Consider the following 276-nt stretch of genomic DNA (forward strand, 5'->3'; position numbering starts at 1 on the left):
GGCTTAGATCCTTCGATTAATGGGATTGCTCAATTTGTTACCGACAAGGGGCCAATTGCTGCTGGAGTGGTATTACATAAAGCCAGTTTTTGGACTCCCACCCAGGCGAGTTTTTTGGCTGAAGCGGTTGAGCAAGACGCTGATTGGGCTGAGTTAGTTGATCAGCTGGATAATATGCTGCGCTAGATTTAGCTTTTTGGTCGCCGCACGTTCTCAATCGCATTTAAAGCCTGTTCTAAGGCCGTGCTAAAGTTAAACTGCTGGGCATTATGGTCT

The 276-nt window shown here is 46.7% G+C and carries 1 protein-coding gene; it reads left to right on the forward strand.

Annotated elements, in window-relative coordinates:
- The coding region (locus tag Q4528_RS13780) for a DUF2789 family protein (RefSeq protein WP_303522132.1) at nt 1–186 on the forward strand (186 nt) is incomplete at its 5' end.
- Nucleotides 187–276 lie beyond the last annotated feature (90 nt).

It is taken from the genome of Staphylococcus pasteuri, assembly GCF_030547725.1.
GTDB lineage: Bacteria > Bacillota > Bacilli > Staphylococcales > Staphylococcaceae > Staphylococcus > Staphylococcus pasteuri.